Annotated in this window: 11 protein-coding genes; 2 read left to right on the forward strand and 9 right to left on the reverse strand. The window is 62.4% G+C overall.

Annotation, left to right across the window (positions count from 1 at the left end; genetic code table 11):
• The first annotated feature begins 335 nt into the window (after positions 1–335).
• Positions 336–1,694, forward strand: coding sequence for an MFS transporter (locus DWV00_RS00105; protein ID WP_115531521.1), 1,359 nt, complete (start codon positions 336–338; stop codon positions 1,692–1,694).
• Here the strand turns inward: DWV00_RS00105 and DWV00_RS00110 are convergent.
• Positions 1,691–2,929 carry an alpha-hydroxy acid oxidase gene (locus DWV00_RS00110; protein WP_115531522.1) on the reverse strand — a complete coding sequence of 413 codons (1,239 nt, stop codon included), beginning with the start codon at positions 2,927–2,929 and terminating at the stop codon, positions 1,691–1,693. The two genes, DWV00_RS00105 and DWV00_RS00110, sit on opposite strands and share 4 nt — an antisense overlap.
• A gap of 112 nt (positions 2,930–3,041) precedes the next feature.
• Between DWV00_RS00110 and DWV00_RS00115 the strand changes: the two genes are divergently transcribed.
• The gene (locus DWV00_RS00115; RefSeq protein WP_115531523.1) at positions 3,042–3,872 is read left to right on the forward strand and encodes an IclR family transcriptional regulator; all 831 of its coding nucleotides are present in this window, start codon (positions 3,042–3,044) and stop codon (positions 3,870–3,872) included.
• Positions 3,873–3,902: 30 nt separating this feature from the next.
• Here DWV00_RS00115 and dapA read toward each other — a convergent pair whose 3' ends face one another.
• The 8 genes from dapA to DWV00_RS00155 form a co-directional block, all read right to left on the reverse strand.
• Positions 3,903–4,808, reverse strand: a complete 906-nt coding sequence (gene dapA / locus DWV00_RS00120) for a 4-hydroxy-tetrahydrodipicolinate synthase (protein ID WP_115531524.1) — start codon at positions 4,806–4,808, stop codon at positions 3,903–3,905.
• 30 nt (positions 4,809–4,838) lie between these two features.
• Positions 4,839–6,644 (reverse strand): ABC transporter permease subunit, encoded by a 1,806-nt coding sequence (locus DWV00_RS00125; protein ID WP_115531525.1) that lies wholly within the window; start codon positions 6,642–6,644, stop codon positions 4,839–4,841.
• 6 nt (positions 6,645–6,650) lie between these two features.
• Positions 6,651–7,769 carry an ABC transporter ATP-binding protein gene (locus DWV00_RS00130; protein ID WP_115532176.1) on the reverse strand — a complete coding sequence of 373 codons (1,119 nt, stop codon included), beginning with the start codon at positions 7,767–7,769 and terminating at the stop codon, positions 6,651–6,653.
• 46 nt (positions 7,770–7,815) lie between these two features.
• Positions 7,816–8,916, reverse strand: coding sequence for an ABC transporter substrate-binding protein (locus DWV00_RS00135; RefSeq protein WP_115532177.1), 1,101 nt, complete (start codon positions 8,914–8,916; stop codon positions 7,816–7,818).
• 22 nt (positions 8,917–8,938) lie between these two features.
• Positions 8,939–10,366: an FAD-binding oxidoreductase gene (locus DWV00_RS00140; protein WP_115531526.1), complete on the reverse strand. Its 1,428-nt coding sequence runs from the start codon at positions 10,364–10,366 to the stop codon at positions 8,939–8,941.
• Between the two features lie 136 nt (positions 10,367–10,502).
• The gene (locus DWV00_RS34845; protein WP_115531527.1) at positions 10,503–12,077 is read right to left on the reverse strand and encodes a methyl-accepting chemotaxis protein; all 1,575 of its coding nucleotides are present in this window, start codon (positions 12,075–12,077) and stop codon (positions 10,503–10,505) included.
• 122 nt (positions 12,078–12,199) lie between these two features.
• Entirely contained in the window at positions 12,200–13,456 is a 1,257-nt protein-coding gene (locus tag DWV00_RS00150) for an aromatic ring-hydroxylating oxygenase subunit alpha (RefSeq protein WP_115531528.1), read from the reverse strand.
• 236 nt (positions 13,457–13,692) lie between these two features.
• Positions 13,693–14,838: a porin gene (locus tag DWV00_RS00155; protein WP_115531529.1), complete on the reverse strand. Its 1,146-nt coding sequence runs from the start codon at positions 14,836–14,838 to the stop codon at positions 13,693–13,695.
• Between the last annotated feature and the right edge of the window lie 21 nt (positions 14,839–14,859).

A 14,859-nucleotide genomic window follows, 5' to 3' on the forward strand; every position in this document is an offset into this window, starting at 1 on the left:
ATGTCTGAACAAACATGGATGGACCCAAGGTAGTGGAACGCGTATGGCGCCCCCCGATCGTAAGCGATGCTTAACCTGTCCATAAGCGTCGCTTAAGTACTTTCTCGACTAGATGCCGCGCGCTTTCATAGGCATTCTCAGCCTTATGCATAACCTAATGTAATGGCGCGCGGAAAATGAAGCGCATTGCCGCTGCCGCATCGCGCACCAATACTCGAAAACTTTGGTCCCCAGCGATTCTTCCAATACAACGACGTTTCGGCTCGAACGCGGAGTGCGTGGGGTTCCGGCGTCGGGGTGCGCGCGAAAGGCTTGTCACATCGGAGGAGCTACCCATGCCATCGCACCATGAGACCCTAGGCTCCGTGCCGAACGGCGACGACGCACCGACGTCGATCGCGTTCAAACGGCGCTTCCTGAGGAGGATGATCTTCGTTTTGACCGGCGGGATGTTTCTCGACGGCTACATCCTCGGGATCGTAGGCCCGGTTTCCGCGAAGCTGACCGCCGATCTCGGCGTATCGACCTTCTGGGAGGGGGCGATCGCCGCCGCGGCGTTGTTCGGCATCTTGTTCGGCTCCCCTTTGGGAGGCTGGGCCGCCGACAAATACGGCCGCAAACCGCTGTTTATGTTGGACATGGGTTTGTTCTTGATTGCATCGGCCATGCAGTTCTTCGTCACGTCGCCGATGCAGCTATTCATCGTGCGGCTGATGATGGGCGTGGCGATCGGCGCGGAATATTCCGTCGGCTGGCCGCTGATGTCGGAGTTCGCGCCGGCCAGGCTTCGCGGCCGGCTCATGGGCGTCACGCTGGTGGCCTGGTACGTGGGATTCATGATCGCGTTTGCCGTAGGCTTCGCGCTGAACGAATCGACGCACCTCGGCTGGCGCTTCATCCTAGGGACCAGCACGCTCATCGCGGTGGTCTTGTTCTTCGCGCGGCTCGGTTTGCCCGAGTCGCCTCGCTGGCTGTGGAATCAGAAGCGCACCGACGAGGCTCGCGCCGTCGCCCGACGGTATATGCAGCACGCCGCGGACATGGCCGACGTCGAGTGCGAATCGACCGAAGACTGCGCGGGGATCAAAATCCTCTTCTGCCGCCGGTACTGGCGGGCCACGCTGTTCATGTCGTTGTTCTGGTTCTGCGCCGTCACGCCCTACTTTGCGATCGCCACGTTCGCCGACAGCGTCCTGCAGAAATATGGCTTGGGGGGTGGGCTCGCGGGCGGTATCGGGCTATCCGCGGTCGCCGTGGCGGGCGTAGTCCTCACGGTCCTGCTGATCGACAAGATCGGACGCCGTGCGCTGACGGTACCGCCGCAGTGGCTGTGCACGGTGGTCCTGGCCGTGATCGGTCTGTGGCCCAGTGCGCCGCCTATGATCGTGCTGGCACTGTTCCTCGCCTTCTCCTTTTTCAACGCCGGGTACAACACGCTGACGGGCATCTATCCGGGCGAAGTCTTCCCAACCGAAGTACGGGGCGTAGGGACAGGATTCGCGGCCGCCGTCAGCCGGGTCGGAGCCGGCCTCGGCACGTTCCTGCTGCCCTGGTCGATGAGCCATCTCGGCACGTCGACGTCGATGCTCGTGGCCGCCGGCGTCGCGGCGCTCGGCGCGGCGGTATCGCAATGGCTTGCTCCCGAAACCAAAGGCAAGAGCCTGACCGAAACGGCCGCCGGTTATTCGCACTAGCGTGTGATATAGGCGATCGGCGCACCAGGCGCACCAGGCGCACTAGACGCACTAGGCGCGCTGCTCGCCGAGCGAGGCGCATCGGCGAGCATGCCGGCCGTTCGATGCGCCAAGCACCCACGCCCAAGCCGCCCGACACGCGGACACCCCAGAAGCTGCATGGTCGTGCGCATCTCCGCGATCAAAATCGCCAAGACATGCGCCGCACCCGGCAGCCCTCGCGAAGCGACGCCATAGAGCGGCGCCCGGCCGAGCAGCACGCCGCTCGCGCCCAACGCCACCGCCTTCGCGACATCCGAGCCGCGGCGCACGCCGCCGTCGACGAAGATCGTCGGCGTATCGCCCACGGCCTTCACCACGGACGGCAGCATCTCGATCGGCGCAAACGTGCTCGCCAATTGCCGCCCACCGTGATTGGACAAGACGATGGCATCGACGCCCTGGTGTCTCGCCATCAACGCGTCGTCGATCGTCTGGATGCCCTTGACGACGATCCTTCCGGACCAATGCCGCCGCAGCCACGCAAGATCGCCCCAACCCAGCGTCAAGTCCATCTGGCGGCTCAGCATCGCCGCATGACGCTCGAGATCGGGCCGCTGACCGGCACTCTTGGCAATGTTGACGAATTGCGGCGAGCCGTGCCGAAGCATCTGCCACGACCAGCGGGGATGGCGCACGCAGTCGGCGATCAGCCGCCCCGACACGCGCAGCGGCAGCTTGAATCCGTTGCGCACGTCATGATCGCGATTGCCGTGCACCGGCGTATCGACGGTCAGCATCAAAGTCGAATAACCCGCATCGCGAGCGCGCCGCATCAGATCTTCGGCGATGCCGCGATCCTGCTGGACATACAGCTGCAGCCATAGATCCCCATCCGGCACGGCTGCACGAACGTCTTCGAGCAACGCATTCGACGCCGTCGAGAGCACGAACGGCAATCCCGCTTTCGCGGCGGCCTGTGCCAACACAACGTCGGCCTTCGGCCAAAACAACGCGTTCAACCCGGTCGGCCCGACGATCATCGGCGCGGCCGCATGACGACCGAAAAGCGTCGTCGCCGTCGAGCAAGCCGAAACGTCGGTCAGCACGCGCGGACGAAAAAGCCATTCGCCATAGGCGTCGCGATTGCGCCGCAATGCGTCGCCATCCTCCGCTCCGCCCTCGAGATAGTCGAACGCGAGGCGGGATAGGCGCCTTTGCGCCGCCTTCCGGTAATCGCCGACGCAGGAAAGCATGGCTCATTCTCCAAATCGAGTTCTAGCGCGCTGGAATCCGGACACGCCCGACCCAAAGCATTTTTAATTGCACTACAATTAAAGCAGTCGCATTTCGATAATTCATAACGCCATGCCCCACCTTCCAGCAGGTTCCCCCCAGACGCCGCCGAGCGATCAGGCGCCGGCTCGTTCGTCGCTCTTCATCGGCTCGACGGAAAAAACCTTTCGCGTGTTGCATGCGTTCGATGGGCCGAACCGGCACATGACCCTTGGCGATATCGCGCGCGCGGCTGGGCTCGACCGCAGCGCCACCCAGCGCATCGTTCATACGCTGGAAGAACTCGGCTATCTCGCGCGCATCGCCGATACGCGCAACTACGGCCTGACCACGAGGCTGCTGCAGTTCTCGTACAACTACATCCGCGCGAACGAACTCATCGATAAAGCCTCGCCGTATCTGCTCGAGATCAGCCGCCATCTTGGCGAAACAACGAATCTGCTCGAACTCGACGGCACCGACATGGTGTTCGTCGCGCGTTTTCCGGGGCGGCATCTCGTCAATATCGACATCGTCGTCGGTGCACGCCTGCCTGCGATGTTTACGGCCGCGGGCATCGCGGTCCTTTCCCGAATGCCCGAGCAGCGCATCAAGGAAGTGCTGTCTCAAACGCGGCTCGAACCGATGACGCCCTTCACCGAGATCCACGCCGACAAACTGCTCGAGCGCATTCGCCTCGTCGCGCGCCGCGGCTATGCCGTCATCGAAAACGAAACGGTGCTTGGCGACATCTCGGTCGCCGCGCCGATTACCGATCATCAAGGCACACCCGTCGCCGCAATCAATATCGCCGTGCCCACTTCACGCTGGTCGGTCGAGCGTGTCGAAGCGGAACTCGCGCAACACGTTCAGGTTGCCGCTACTTCCATTTCCAAGGCACGCTTGCCAACCTCGCGGCGGTGAGCATTCGGCAACCGCCCTCGGCGAACCCTCTCAACGCGCCCGCTCAAATATCGCGAGTTGCTTTTCGAGCTCCGCTCGCATGCCCGCCGCCAATTCAGGCGCGGCCTCCACGAGCGGCGCCAGCATGGCCGGCGCATGCACGCCGATCAAATCCAACACCGACTTCATCGGCCCCGGATTCGTCTCGGCGAACGCCAAGTTCATGAGCGGGATCAGCGTTCGATGGACGGCGAGCGCCTCCTGCGTCTTCCCCGCCGCCGCGAGCTCGTAGATCGTCTTCCAAGCCGTAGGCAGCAGCGTCGCCGTCACGACGATGCCGCCGCGCGCGCCCGCCGCCACATGCAGCGGGAACAGCGAGTCTTCGCCGCTTAGGACTGCGAACGACTCGTCCACGCCTGCGACGGTGCGCAGGAAGTGCCACATGTCCGTATTGCACGCCTTCATGCCGACGATGCGCTCGTGCCGCGATAGCTCGTGGAGCACCTCGGGGGCAATCGCGATGCGCGTGCGGTAGGGAATTTCGTAGATCAGGATCGGAACCGGCGATTCGTCCGCGTAACGCATGTAGTAATCGCGAATCCCGCCTTGCGTCGGATTCGTGTAGTAAGGCGTCAGCACAAGCAAGCCGTCCACGCCCGCGGCGGCGAAATCGCGGCCGGCCTGCATGGCATCGTGATAGCCCGGATCGAGCACCCCGGCGATGACGGGAATCCGGCCTTGCGCCTCGCGCGCCGTTGCCTCGGCCATGCGAACGCGTTCGGCGCGCGACAGCGCGCCGTATTCGCCCGTCCCGCCGAGCGGCACGATGCCGTCGACGCCGCGTTCGAGCACATAGCGCGTCAACGCCCGCGCCGCTTCGACGTTGATGGAGTCATCGCTGTTCACCGGTGTCGGAATCGCCGGCAAGATGCCGCGAAGTGGGTGAGCTGAAAGCATCGAAGATCTCTCGAGTAAAGGATTGAAAGTTTAGGAAGCGAGGCTGCGGCGGCGCAGGCGGTCGGCCACGGTGATGAGCACGGCGACGAAAACGAAGATGCAGGTCGACACCGCAGCGATGACCGGCGAGATCTCCATCGTGATCTCGTCCCAGAACTGCTTCGGCAAGGTCGTGCTCAACCCGCCCGATGCGAACAACGCGATCGTCAGTTCGTCGAACGACGTGGCGAAGGCGAACAAGAACGACGACAGCAGGCCCGCGCTCAAGATCGGAAACGTGACTCGGCGCAGCGTCGCCAGCGGGCGGGCGCCCAAGCTGTAGGCCGCAAGATCGAGACGCGTGTCGTAGTTTCGCAGCACGGCCATCATCGTGATGACGACATAGGGCACCGCGACGACCGTATGCCCGAGCATAAGCCCGACCGACGAACCGACGAGGCCGACTTTCGCGAAGAAGTAGAAATCGCCTACGGCCAGGATCATGCGAGGCACGACGATGGGCGCGAGCACGAACGCGAGCATCGAACCGGTGCCGCGCAAGCCGCCGCGCACGAGCAGGAATGCCACGGGCGTGCCGATCAGCATCGATAGCGTCGCGGTGCCGACACCCACGAGCATCGAGCGCGTCACCGCATCCATCCACAGCGGCGATTGGACGACCTGGTGATACCACTGCAGCGACACACCGTGCGGCGGCCAGGCGAGACCGGAGGCTGAATCGAACGACAGCGGAATCATCAGGAACGCCGGCGCGCTCAAGAAGACCAGTACGATCGCGACGACGATCCGAAGCGACAGACTTGCCTCGCCGGATGCGGTCCGCTTGCTACGCTTCGGCAAAGACGCAAGGACGAAATCCGTCGCGTGACCCAATCCGGCGAGCACCGCGCCGCCGGCCTTGCGCAGCGCGCCTCGTCCTTGCCGCGGCCCATGCGAAGCCCCACTCCCTGTCATGGTCGATAAGCCCACCATCCTGTCGTAGATCAGGAAGACGCACAGCACGACGACGAGCAGCAACAGGGAAATCGCACCGGCGAAGCCCCAGTTGAGTGCCTGCATGACCTGATCGATGATCAGCTGCGTGATCATCGTTTCGTGGCGCCCGCCCAGCAGCGCCGGTGTGATGAAGAATCCGATCGCAGTGACGAATACCATCAACGCGCCGGCGGACACGCCGGGCAGCGACAGCGGGAAATACACCTTCCAGAAAACCGTGCCGGGACGCGCGCCCAATGTGGCCGCGGCGCTCGTCAGACGGCGATCGACGTTCTCCATGACCGACAGCATAGTCAGGATGGCGAGCGGCATCAGCGCGTGGACCATGCCGACGATGACGGCCCCTAGGCTATAGAGCAGATTTAGCGGTTCATGAATGATCCCGAGCTTCATCAATGCCCAGTTGATGACGCCGTTGTGCCCGAGCAGCACGACCCAGGCGAACGTGCGCACCAGAAAGCTGGTCCAGAACGACAGCAGTACCCAGAACAGCAGCCGGTTCTTCCGCGCGCCGCCAAGCGTCGAAATCAGATAAGCGACCGGGTAGCCGATCAGGACCGAGAAGAGCGTCGTCAACAGCGATATCTTCAGCGTGATCAGCAGCACGTCGACGTAGACCGGCGACGCGAAGAGCCGCCGGTATTCGTTCAGCGTCAGCCCGGTCCGGTCATGAAAGCTCAGCAGCAAGAGCTGGCCGACGGGATAAACGAGCATGACGAGCAGCAGCGTGACGAGCGGCGCCGACATCGCGACCGGCTTACCCCATTTGCGCCAACGCGCGGGGCGCGATCGCTCGCGCGCGGCCGGCTCCGCATGCGCGGTCAAGGCGGTGAGCTTCATCGTTCGTTACCCCGCGATGGCGACCGCGTCGGCCGGCTGCCACGAAATGCCGAGCGGTTGCCCGATTTCGTACTGGGCCCCGAAGCGGTTCGTCGGAAATGCGGCGACGAGGGGAGAACCTTCCGGTATCAGCGGCTGCAGATAGAGCTTCGTCATCCCGCCCGTGACCACGATATCGGACAACTGCGCGGACAATTGCGCCGGTCCCGCGCCATTCGCCCCATTCGCGCCAACTCCATCGCGGTCGTTCTCGAGAACGCTGAGATTCTGCGGCCGCAACATGAGCTTGACCGCGGTGCCCACTTTGATGGCCGAGTCGTACACCATCGCTTGCCCGGCATCGCTACCTCGAACGCTCACGCGCACCTGATCGCCTTCTCGCCCGGTAACCGTCGCGTCGAGCAAATTCGACTCGCCGAGGAAGTCCGCTACGAACACGCTCTTCGGCCGGAAATAAAGATCGGCGGGCGTGCCCAGCTGCGCAATCGCGCCGGCATTCATGAGGCAGATGCGGTCCGACATCGTCATCGCCTCTTCCTGATCGTGCGTCACATAGACGATCGTCGTGCCCAGTTCGCGGTGAATGCGCTTGATTTCGAGCTGCATGTGATCGCGCAGCTTCTTGTCGAGCGCCCCGAGCGGCTCGTCCATCAAAATGATCGAGGGCCGATAGACCATGCAGCGCGCCAGCGCAATCCGCTGCTGCTGACCGCCCGAGAGTTCACGCGGATAGCGTTCGGCGACATGGGGCAAATGCACCATCTCCAGGGCCTGCATGACGCGCTCGCGCGCGGACTTCCCATCGATCTTGCGCATCTGCAGCGGGAACGCGATGTTCTCGGCCACCGTCATATGCGGGAACAACGCATAGTTCTGGAACACCATCCCAATGTCGCGCTCGTAGGGCGCGCCATAGGTGACATCGGTGCCGTTGATCCGAATGTGGCCGTCGTCGGGCTGCGCAAGCCCCGCGATGAGGCTCAGCAGCGTCGTCTTGCCCGAGCCGCTCGGCCCGAGCAGCGTGAGGAACTCGCCTTGCGCGACGTCGAGATCGGTCGGGGCCAGCGCGACGAAATCGCCGTAGCGCTTGCTGAGCCGGGATATCTGAAGATTCGAGGCAGGCATGGGAATCGACATCCGTTAATCGAGAGCGGAAAACAACGAACAGGACTCAGGTCAGAATCCACTGATTGAATCGCTCGAGCGCCACGCTCTGGTTCTGCTGCCAGTACTTCGCGTCGATGTGCAGCCCCGTCTTGATGTTCTCGGGGAACGTGGGGCAGTTCTTCGCGACGTTGGGCTTGACGAAGTTGAATGCCTCGGGCTGCGTCATGCCGGCCGGGAAGAATTCCACGAGTTGCGCCTGGCGTTTCGGATCGCTCGCGAACTTGATGAATTCGCGGCAGGCGTTCGCGTTGGGCGTGCCTTTCAGAATCGACCAGTTGTCGACGCCGTAGATGTTCTGATGCCACGAGATCGCCACCGGCGCCCCATTGGCCATGGCCGACTGCGCGCGCGAGACCCAGGTGGCGACCATGTCGACTTCGCCGGAGCCGAGCATCTGCTCCACTTGCGCGCCCGTCGTCCACCAGACGTCGACGTGCTTCGAAATCTTCGCAAGGCTCTTGAAGGCGCGATCGAAATTGCACGGATAGACCTGGGCCGTCGGCACGCCGTCCGCCATCAGCGATTCCTCGATCGTGTCGAACGGATACTTGCGCATCGAGCGCCGCCCCGGAAAATCTTTGACGTTCCAGAGATCGGCCCACGATTCCGGCGCCTTGCGGCCCTTGAACGCATCGGTCCGGTAGGCGAGCACGGTCGAGTAGACGTTCGTGCCGACGCCGAACGGCGACATGTATTGAGGCGGGATCTTCGCGATCGTGGGATCCGACTCGAGGCCGTGCCGCTCCAGATACTCCTTGCCCCCGGTGGTCAGCAGCAGGATCGCCGGCTGGCTGATCTTCGCCATGTCCCACGTGTACGTTCCGGCATCGACCATGCTCTTGATCTGCGCGGTCGGCTCGGCGTTCGCCTGGACGCCGACGACTTCGATGCCCGTCGCCTTCGTGAAGGGCTGGTAGTAGACGGCGTTATAGGCCTTGGTATAGATGCCGCCGTCGTCGCGCACGACGATCCGCTTATTCTGGGCGCACGATGGAGTCCAGACGAACGGAAAAGCCACGGCAACCGCCCCCGCGGCGACCGTCTTGATGACGGTGCGGCGGCTTGGCTGCTGAATCAGGTCAGTTGCGGGTTGTTTCTGCTTCATCATCGGTCTCCCACTTCTAGGATCAAGGAAAAAGACGCCCCGGATTGAAAAGATCGTGAGGATCCAGCGCGAGCTTGATGGCGCGCATCATCGCCAACTCCTCAAAGGACTTGTAATGCGCCATCTCGGGCAAGCCGCTTTGGCCGACGCCATGCTCCGCGCTGAACGTGCCGCCCAGGCGATGGGCCACGTCGTTGACGCTGCGCTTGACGCGTGCCGAGAGTCCGGCGGCATTCGGCAACGCACGCCATGCATCGAACGAGAACATCGGAATGAAGTGCACGTTGCCGTCGCCCATATGCCCGACGATCACGATGTCGAGCCCCGGCACGATGTCGTGCACCGCGCGCGTCGCTTGCTCGATGAACGCCGGCACCGACGAAACGGGCACCGCGCAATCGGTCGTCAAGCCGACGCCGGTTTTCTTGTTGGCTTCCGTGACGCTGTGACGGATCGCCCAAAGGCTGGCTCGTTGCGCCTCGCTATTGGCCAGCACGGCATCGACGAGAAAGCCTTCGTCGGCCGCTTCGGCAAGCGTCTGCTCCAACGCGGCTTCGATCGTGTCCGCATCGCGCGCATCGGAGAGTTCGACGAGCACATGCCACTCGTGCTCCGCCTCGAGTGGATCGCGGTGGCCCGGCACATGTTCGATGACGAGGTCGAGTTGACGGCGATTCATCACCTCGTATGCGGTCAGAGTCGATCCGCACGCGGCCTGGAACATGCCCAGCACGTGCAAGGCCGCCTCAGGGTTTGCCGGTGCGAACCAGGCGAGCGCATGATGCGTCGGCAGCGGATGCAGCTTGAGCGTGGCCGCCGTGATGATGCCGAGCGTGCCTTCCGCGCCGATGAAAAGCTGCTTGAGATCGAGACCCGTATTGTTCTTGCGGAGGGCTTTCAGGCCATTCCAGATCGAGCCGTCGGCCAGCACCACTTCCAAGCCTAGGACGTTGTCGCGCGTGTTGCCGTAGCGCAGCACATTCGTGCCGCCGGCATTGGTCGACAACGTGCCGCCGATTTGGCAGGAGCCTTCGGCGCCGAGACTGACGGGATACAGACGGCCCACGGCGGCGGCGGCGTCATGGACCGTTTGCAGCACGCAGCCTGCTTCGACTTCGATCGATCCGTTGACGGCGTCGAGATGGCGGATGCCCTTCATGCGTGAAAGGCTGACGATCACCGGTGCTTGGCGTTCGGCTGCTGGCACGGCGCCTCCGCAGAGACTAGTATTGCCGCCCTGCGGGACGATGGCGACGCCGTGCGCCGCGCACAAACGCACCACCTTGGAAACCTGCTCCGTCGTACCGGGTTGAACGACGCACAGGGCATCCGCCTTGTAGCGGCCGCGAAAGTCCTCGACGAAGCCCGTCATCTCCGAAGCTTGCGTGACGACCGCATCCGCTCCGAGTTCAGCTTGCAGGCGGCCGATCAATGTCGCGCCATCATCCATTCCCGCTCCTCGCTTGGTTGCGCGGGATTCACGGCCTAGTCAAAGTGGCCGCCCCGTCCGTTGAACCAAGCATAGGAGCAAAGAAATCGGATGCAAATCATAGTAATCGCAATGCGATTACTATGATCGTTTTTACCTAGATTGAGGCAATCGCCGTACCCGCGAGCTTGAACACCGCCACCGCGCCTTTCAGCTTGGAGGCTTGCTCTTCGAGCGATTGCGCCGCCGCCGCGGCCTGCTCGACGAGCGCCGCATTCTGTTGCGTGACCTTATCCATCTGATTGACGGCGAGATTGACTTGCACGATGCCTCGGCCCTGTTCTTCGGATGCTGCTGCGATTTCCGCGACAAGATCGGACACCTGCTTGATCGCGAGCTTCACCTGCTCCATCGTTTCGCCCACCTCCGCCGCCTGCTTCGCGCCGCCCTGGATCATCGCAACCGATGAGCCGATCAGTTCCTTGATTTCCTTCGCGGCCGTGGCCGAACGCTGCGCGAGAGCGCGCACCTCGCTTGCCACCACGGCGAATCCGCGCCCTTGTTCCCCCGCGCGAGCGGCTTCGACGGCAGCATTCAACGCGAGGATATTGGTTTGGAACGCGATGCTTTCGATCACGCCCGTGATTTCGGAGATCTGGTGCGAACTGCCGCTGATCTCGCCGATGGTCCGCACCATGCCCGATACCGCGTCGTTCCCGGCGTCGGCCATACCGGATGCACGCGTGGCGAGCGTATTGGCGTGCCGCGCGTTGTCGGTCGTCTGTTTCACGGTCTCCGTCAGCTCGGTCATGCTGGCCGCGGTTTCTTCGAGCGAGCTTGCCTGCTGTTCCGTGCGGGACGAGAGATCGGAATTGCCGGCGGCGATCTCGCTCGATGCGGTGGCGATGCTGTCGGTGCCCACCCTCACCTGCCCGACGAGATTCGACAGGCTTGCGTTCATGGCCTTCAGGCTCTGCATCAACTGCCCCGTTTCGTCGGCGGACGATGCTTCGATGCGCGTCGTCAAATCGCCCTCGGAAACGCGCGTTGCGAGCGTCACGGCTTGCCTCAGCGGGCGCGAGACGATGCGAGCGAGCCAGGTTCCAGCGAGAATCGCAGCCAACGCAGCGAGCACGGACGACGTCACGATGGCCGCGTACATCCGCGTGCGCAGCGAATCGACTTCCTGCTGGGCAGCGACGAGTCTGCTTCGTTCGTAAGTGTCCAGCTTGTCGATCGCCGCGGTCAGCTTCTCCGTTCCGAGGTACGGCCCGGTTCGTTCTGTGATGGCGGACAAATCGCTCATGTTGACCGAGAACGCGTCCACTTTCTTTCGCGTATCCACGAGCTGCGCCACCACCGTTCGAAACCACGCGTCGTATTGCTGCTTCGCGTCGCCGGCCAGCGCCGCGCCGTCGGCCGTGCCGTCGATCGACTGCAAGGTCGACAATCGCGACCGGAAGTCGCCGCCGTGCTTGGCAATCCAATCCGTGTGGACTTCCTTGCCGTCCAAATTGTTGGCCAGCACGGACCAGACAATGTGGAGGTAATCCGAAGTCCCGTCCTTCAGCAACAGCTGCACCTCTTCCGATGCCGCGATTCCTTTTTGCTTCTGCTCGATCGTCCGCATGCTCGAAATGCAGACGCCTGCGCTGACCGCAAAGGCGACGATCACACTTGCGAATGCGACGGCTATCTTTCGTGCAATAGGCAGGTTCTTAATGGCGTTCATGGTCTCTTCGCAGTGGCGATACTTCGGTCGCGAGCGTGCGGTTGAATGGATGAAAAAAAACCGCCGCGTGCATCCCCATGCATCACGGCGGCTTCGGCGTTCTTATCGAAGCGGCTATCGACTTAGATACCGTGTGCTTTCAAGCGTCCGGCATACCAGTCGACCCACTGAACGACGTAAGTCTCGGTGGTCGGAGAATACGGCCCCGGGATGTAGCCTGGATCTTGTGCGCCACGATGATTGATGGCGACAAGGCTCGCATCCTGAGCGTTCGTTGCGACCCAGACTTCGGTCAGCTTTTGAACGTCGTAATCGACACCCTCGACCGCATCCGGATGCACGAGCCACTTCGTGCGCACGAGTGTCGTCTCCGGCGTGAGCGGCACGATGTACGTGATCATTGCGTGGTCGCTCATCACGTGACACCACGAGTTATGCGACCACATGTGCGTGTCGCCCAGGTCGCGGCGCGTAAGGTTGCCCAGCAATTTCTTGCACGCGACCTTGGTATCCATCGTTTGCGACTCGCCGTGAGTCGCGATGACAAGACGCTGGGTCCGGAAATGGGTAGCGACGTCGCCGCTGAGCTCCTCGACCGCCGAGCAGATGTAGCCCTCCCTTTCCCAGTTTTCCTGGCTGTCGGCGTTGAGCTTGTTGTAGGCGTCGAGTGCTTGCCGTCCCGCCTCATCCATGTCGTCCGCGCTGGCACCCGTCGATTCCGGCAGGAACGACAGCGTCAGTTCCGGATGTCCCGCTTCGCAGTGGTAGCACTCGCGGTTGTTCTCCATCACGAGCTTCCAATTGCCGTTTTCGACAATCTCGGATTCGAACGCAATTTTCGTGTTCTGCAGATCGTACGGGGCGAAGCGCGGCGCCATGGTTTCTTCGAGCTTCGCAATGTCGGCAGGGGGTTCGTCGGCGAAGCACACGAACACGTGCGTCCCGACCACTTTCAGATGCACCGGCCGCAAATTGCGGCAGGTCGCATCGAAATCCTTGCCCATGTGCTTGGTGTGATGCAAGCTGCCGTCAAGGTCGTACGTCCACTGGTGATACGGGCATACGATCATGCCGACCGTCGATTTTCCCACTTCCTTCAAGCGAGCGCCGCGGTGGCGGCACACGTTGCGGTATGCGCGAATCCGCTCGTCGTCGTCGCGCACGATGATGACCGACGCGCGGCCGACATCGACCACGGAGATATCGCCCGCCTCCGGAACATCGGCCGTCACCCCGACCATGATCCAGTGCTTATAGAAAAAGATATCCACGTCGGTCTCGAAGATGTCCGGCCGGATGAAGACTTCTCCGGGCAGACCGCATCCCGGCTCCCGGCTCTCGACAAGCTCACCTAGGGTCTTCAACTGAACTTCTGACATCGTCTTTCTCCAACGTTGATAGGGAGTCGGGAATTCGAAGGTTCCCGCGTGATCGTGAGTATTCGATCACCCCAAAGCGGCGTCAATGCGCTTTATTTTCCAGAAAGTATTACTTTGGCTTATGGGTTGCCTGCAGCGACGAACCCGCTTCCCCAACCACGCATGCATAAGGGAAGCGGGAACAATCGACCGGCGAGGGTGCCTATGCAACCCCGAGTCGATCAGGCGGCCAATGCTTAGAACTTGTGACGGAGGGCCACACGCGTAACGAGCTGGCTGCGGTTCGACGACGCGTCGTCCGCACCCGGAACATAGGCCAGATCAAGCGCGGTACCCGTCTTGCCGCCGCCGACATGCTGATACCCGCCTTGAACATAAACGTCCGTGCGCTTGGACAAGTTGTAGTCCGCCATCAACCCGACCTGCTGATAGTTCGGATGCGCGCTGCCGCTCGTCGCGTTGAAGCTCGCGCGCGTGTACGTGTACATCGCCCCGACGAACAGTGCTGGCGAAATCTGATACTTGCCGTTCAGCTCGAAGTTTTGGAAACGCAAGCTCGACAGCGTGCCCACTGCCGGCAGGATCGAGCCGCTCACGTATTCCGTGCCGGTCGGCTGCTTCATGTAGCTGTTCGTGTAGGCAAAACCCACCGTCGCCGGGCCGAACGTGTAGTTCACACCGGCACCGAGGATGCGCAGCAGTGCCGCCGGGAAATTCGAGTCGCCCGTGCTGCTGATCGCACCGCCCGACCCCGCGCCCGGGTTGTTCGCCTGCAAGTAGGCTGCCGCCACCAGCAGTCCGCCGTTCGCATATTGGCCACCGAAGCTGTACTGGCGGTTCGCTGCGAAGTTCGTCGCGTTGCTGAAGCTATACGTGCCGCCGAATTGGAGGCCCGCGAAGCTCGGGCTCGCATACTTCACCGTGTTGTCGACCCGGAACGAATTGTCCGTATTGTCGTTGTCGTACGGATGCGAGAACAGGTAGCCGGCCCAGTTGCCGTTGGCCGTCGTCTGCGCGACATAGTCGACCATGCTGTCGTACTGGCGGCCCAGCGTGACCGTGCCGAACTTGTCGCTGGCAAGGCCCACGTAGGCTTGGCGACCAAACTCGCGGCTGCCTTGACGCAGTGCACCGTTATTCAGGTTGAAGCCGTTTTCCAACTGGAAGACCGCCTTCAGCCCGCCGCCGAGATCCTCGCTACCCTTCAGCCCCCAGCGGCTGCCCTGAACGAAGCCGTCAGCCATCTCGTAGACTTTTTTCCCGCCCACGTTGTTGGTGAAATTGAAACCCTCGTCGATCACGCCATAAAGCGTGACGGAGTTTTGAGCATAGGCGGACGCGCCGAGCGTGGCCAGAACAGCAGCCGTAATTATTCGCTTCATCGTTGGATCTCCGAAATTATC

The organism is Trinickia dinghuensis, from assembly GCF_003367175.1.
Lineage (GTDB): Bacteria > Pseudomonadota > Gammaproteobacteria > Burkholderiales > Burkholderiaceae > Trinickia > Trinickia dinghuensis.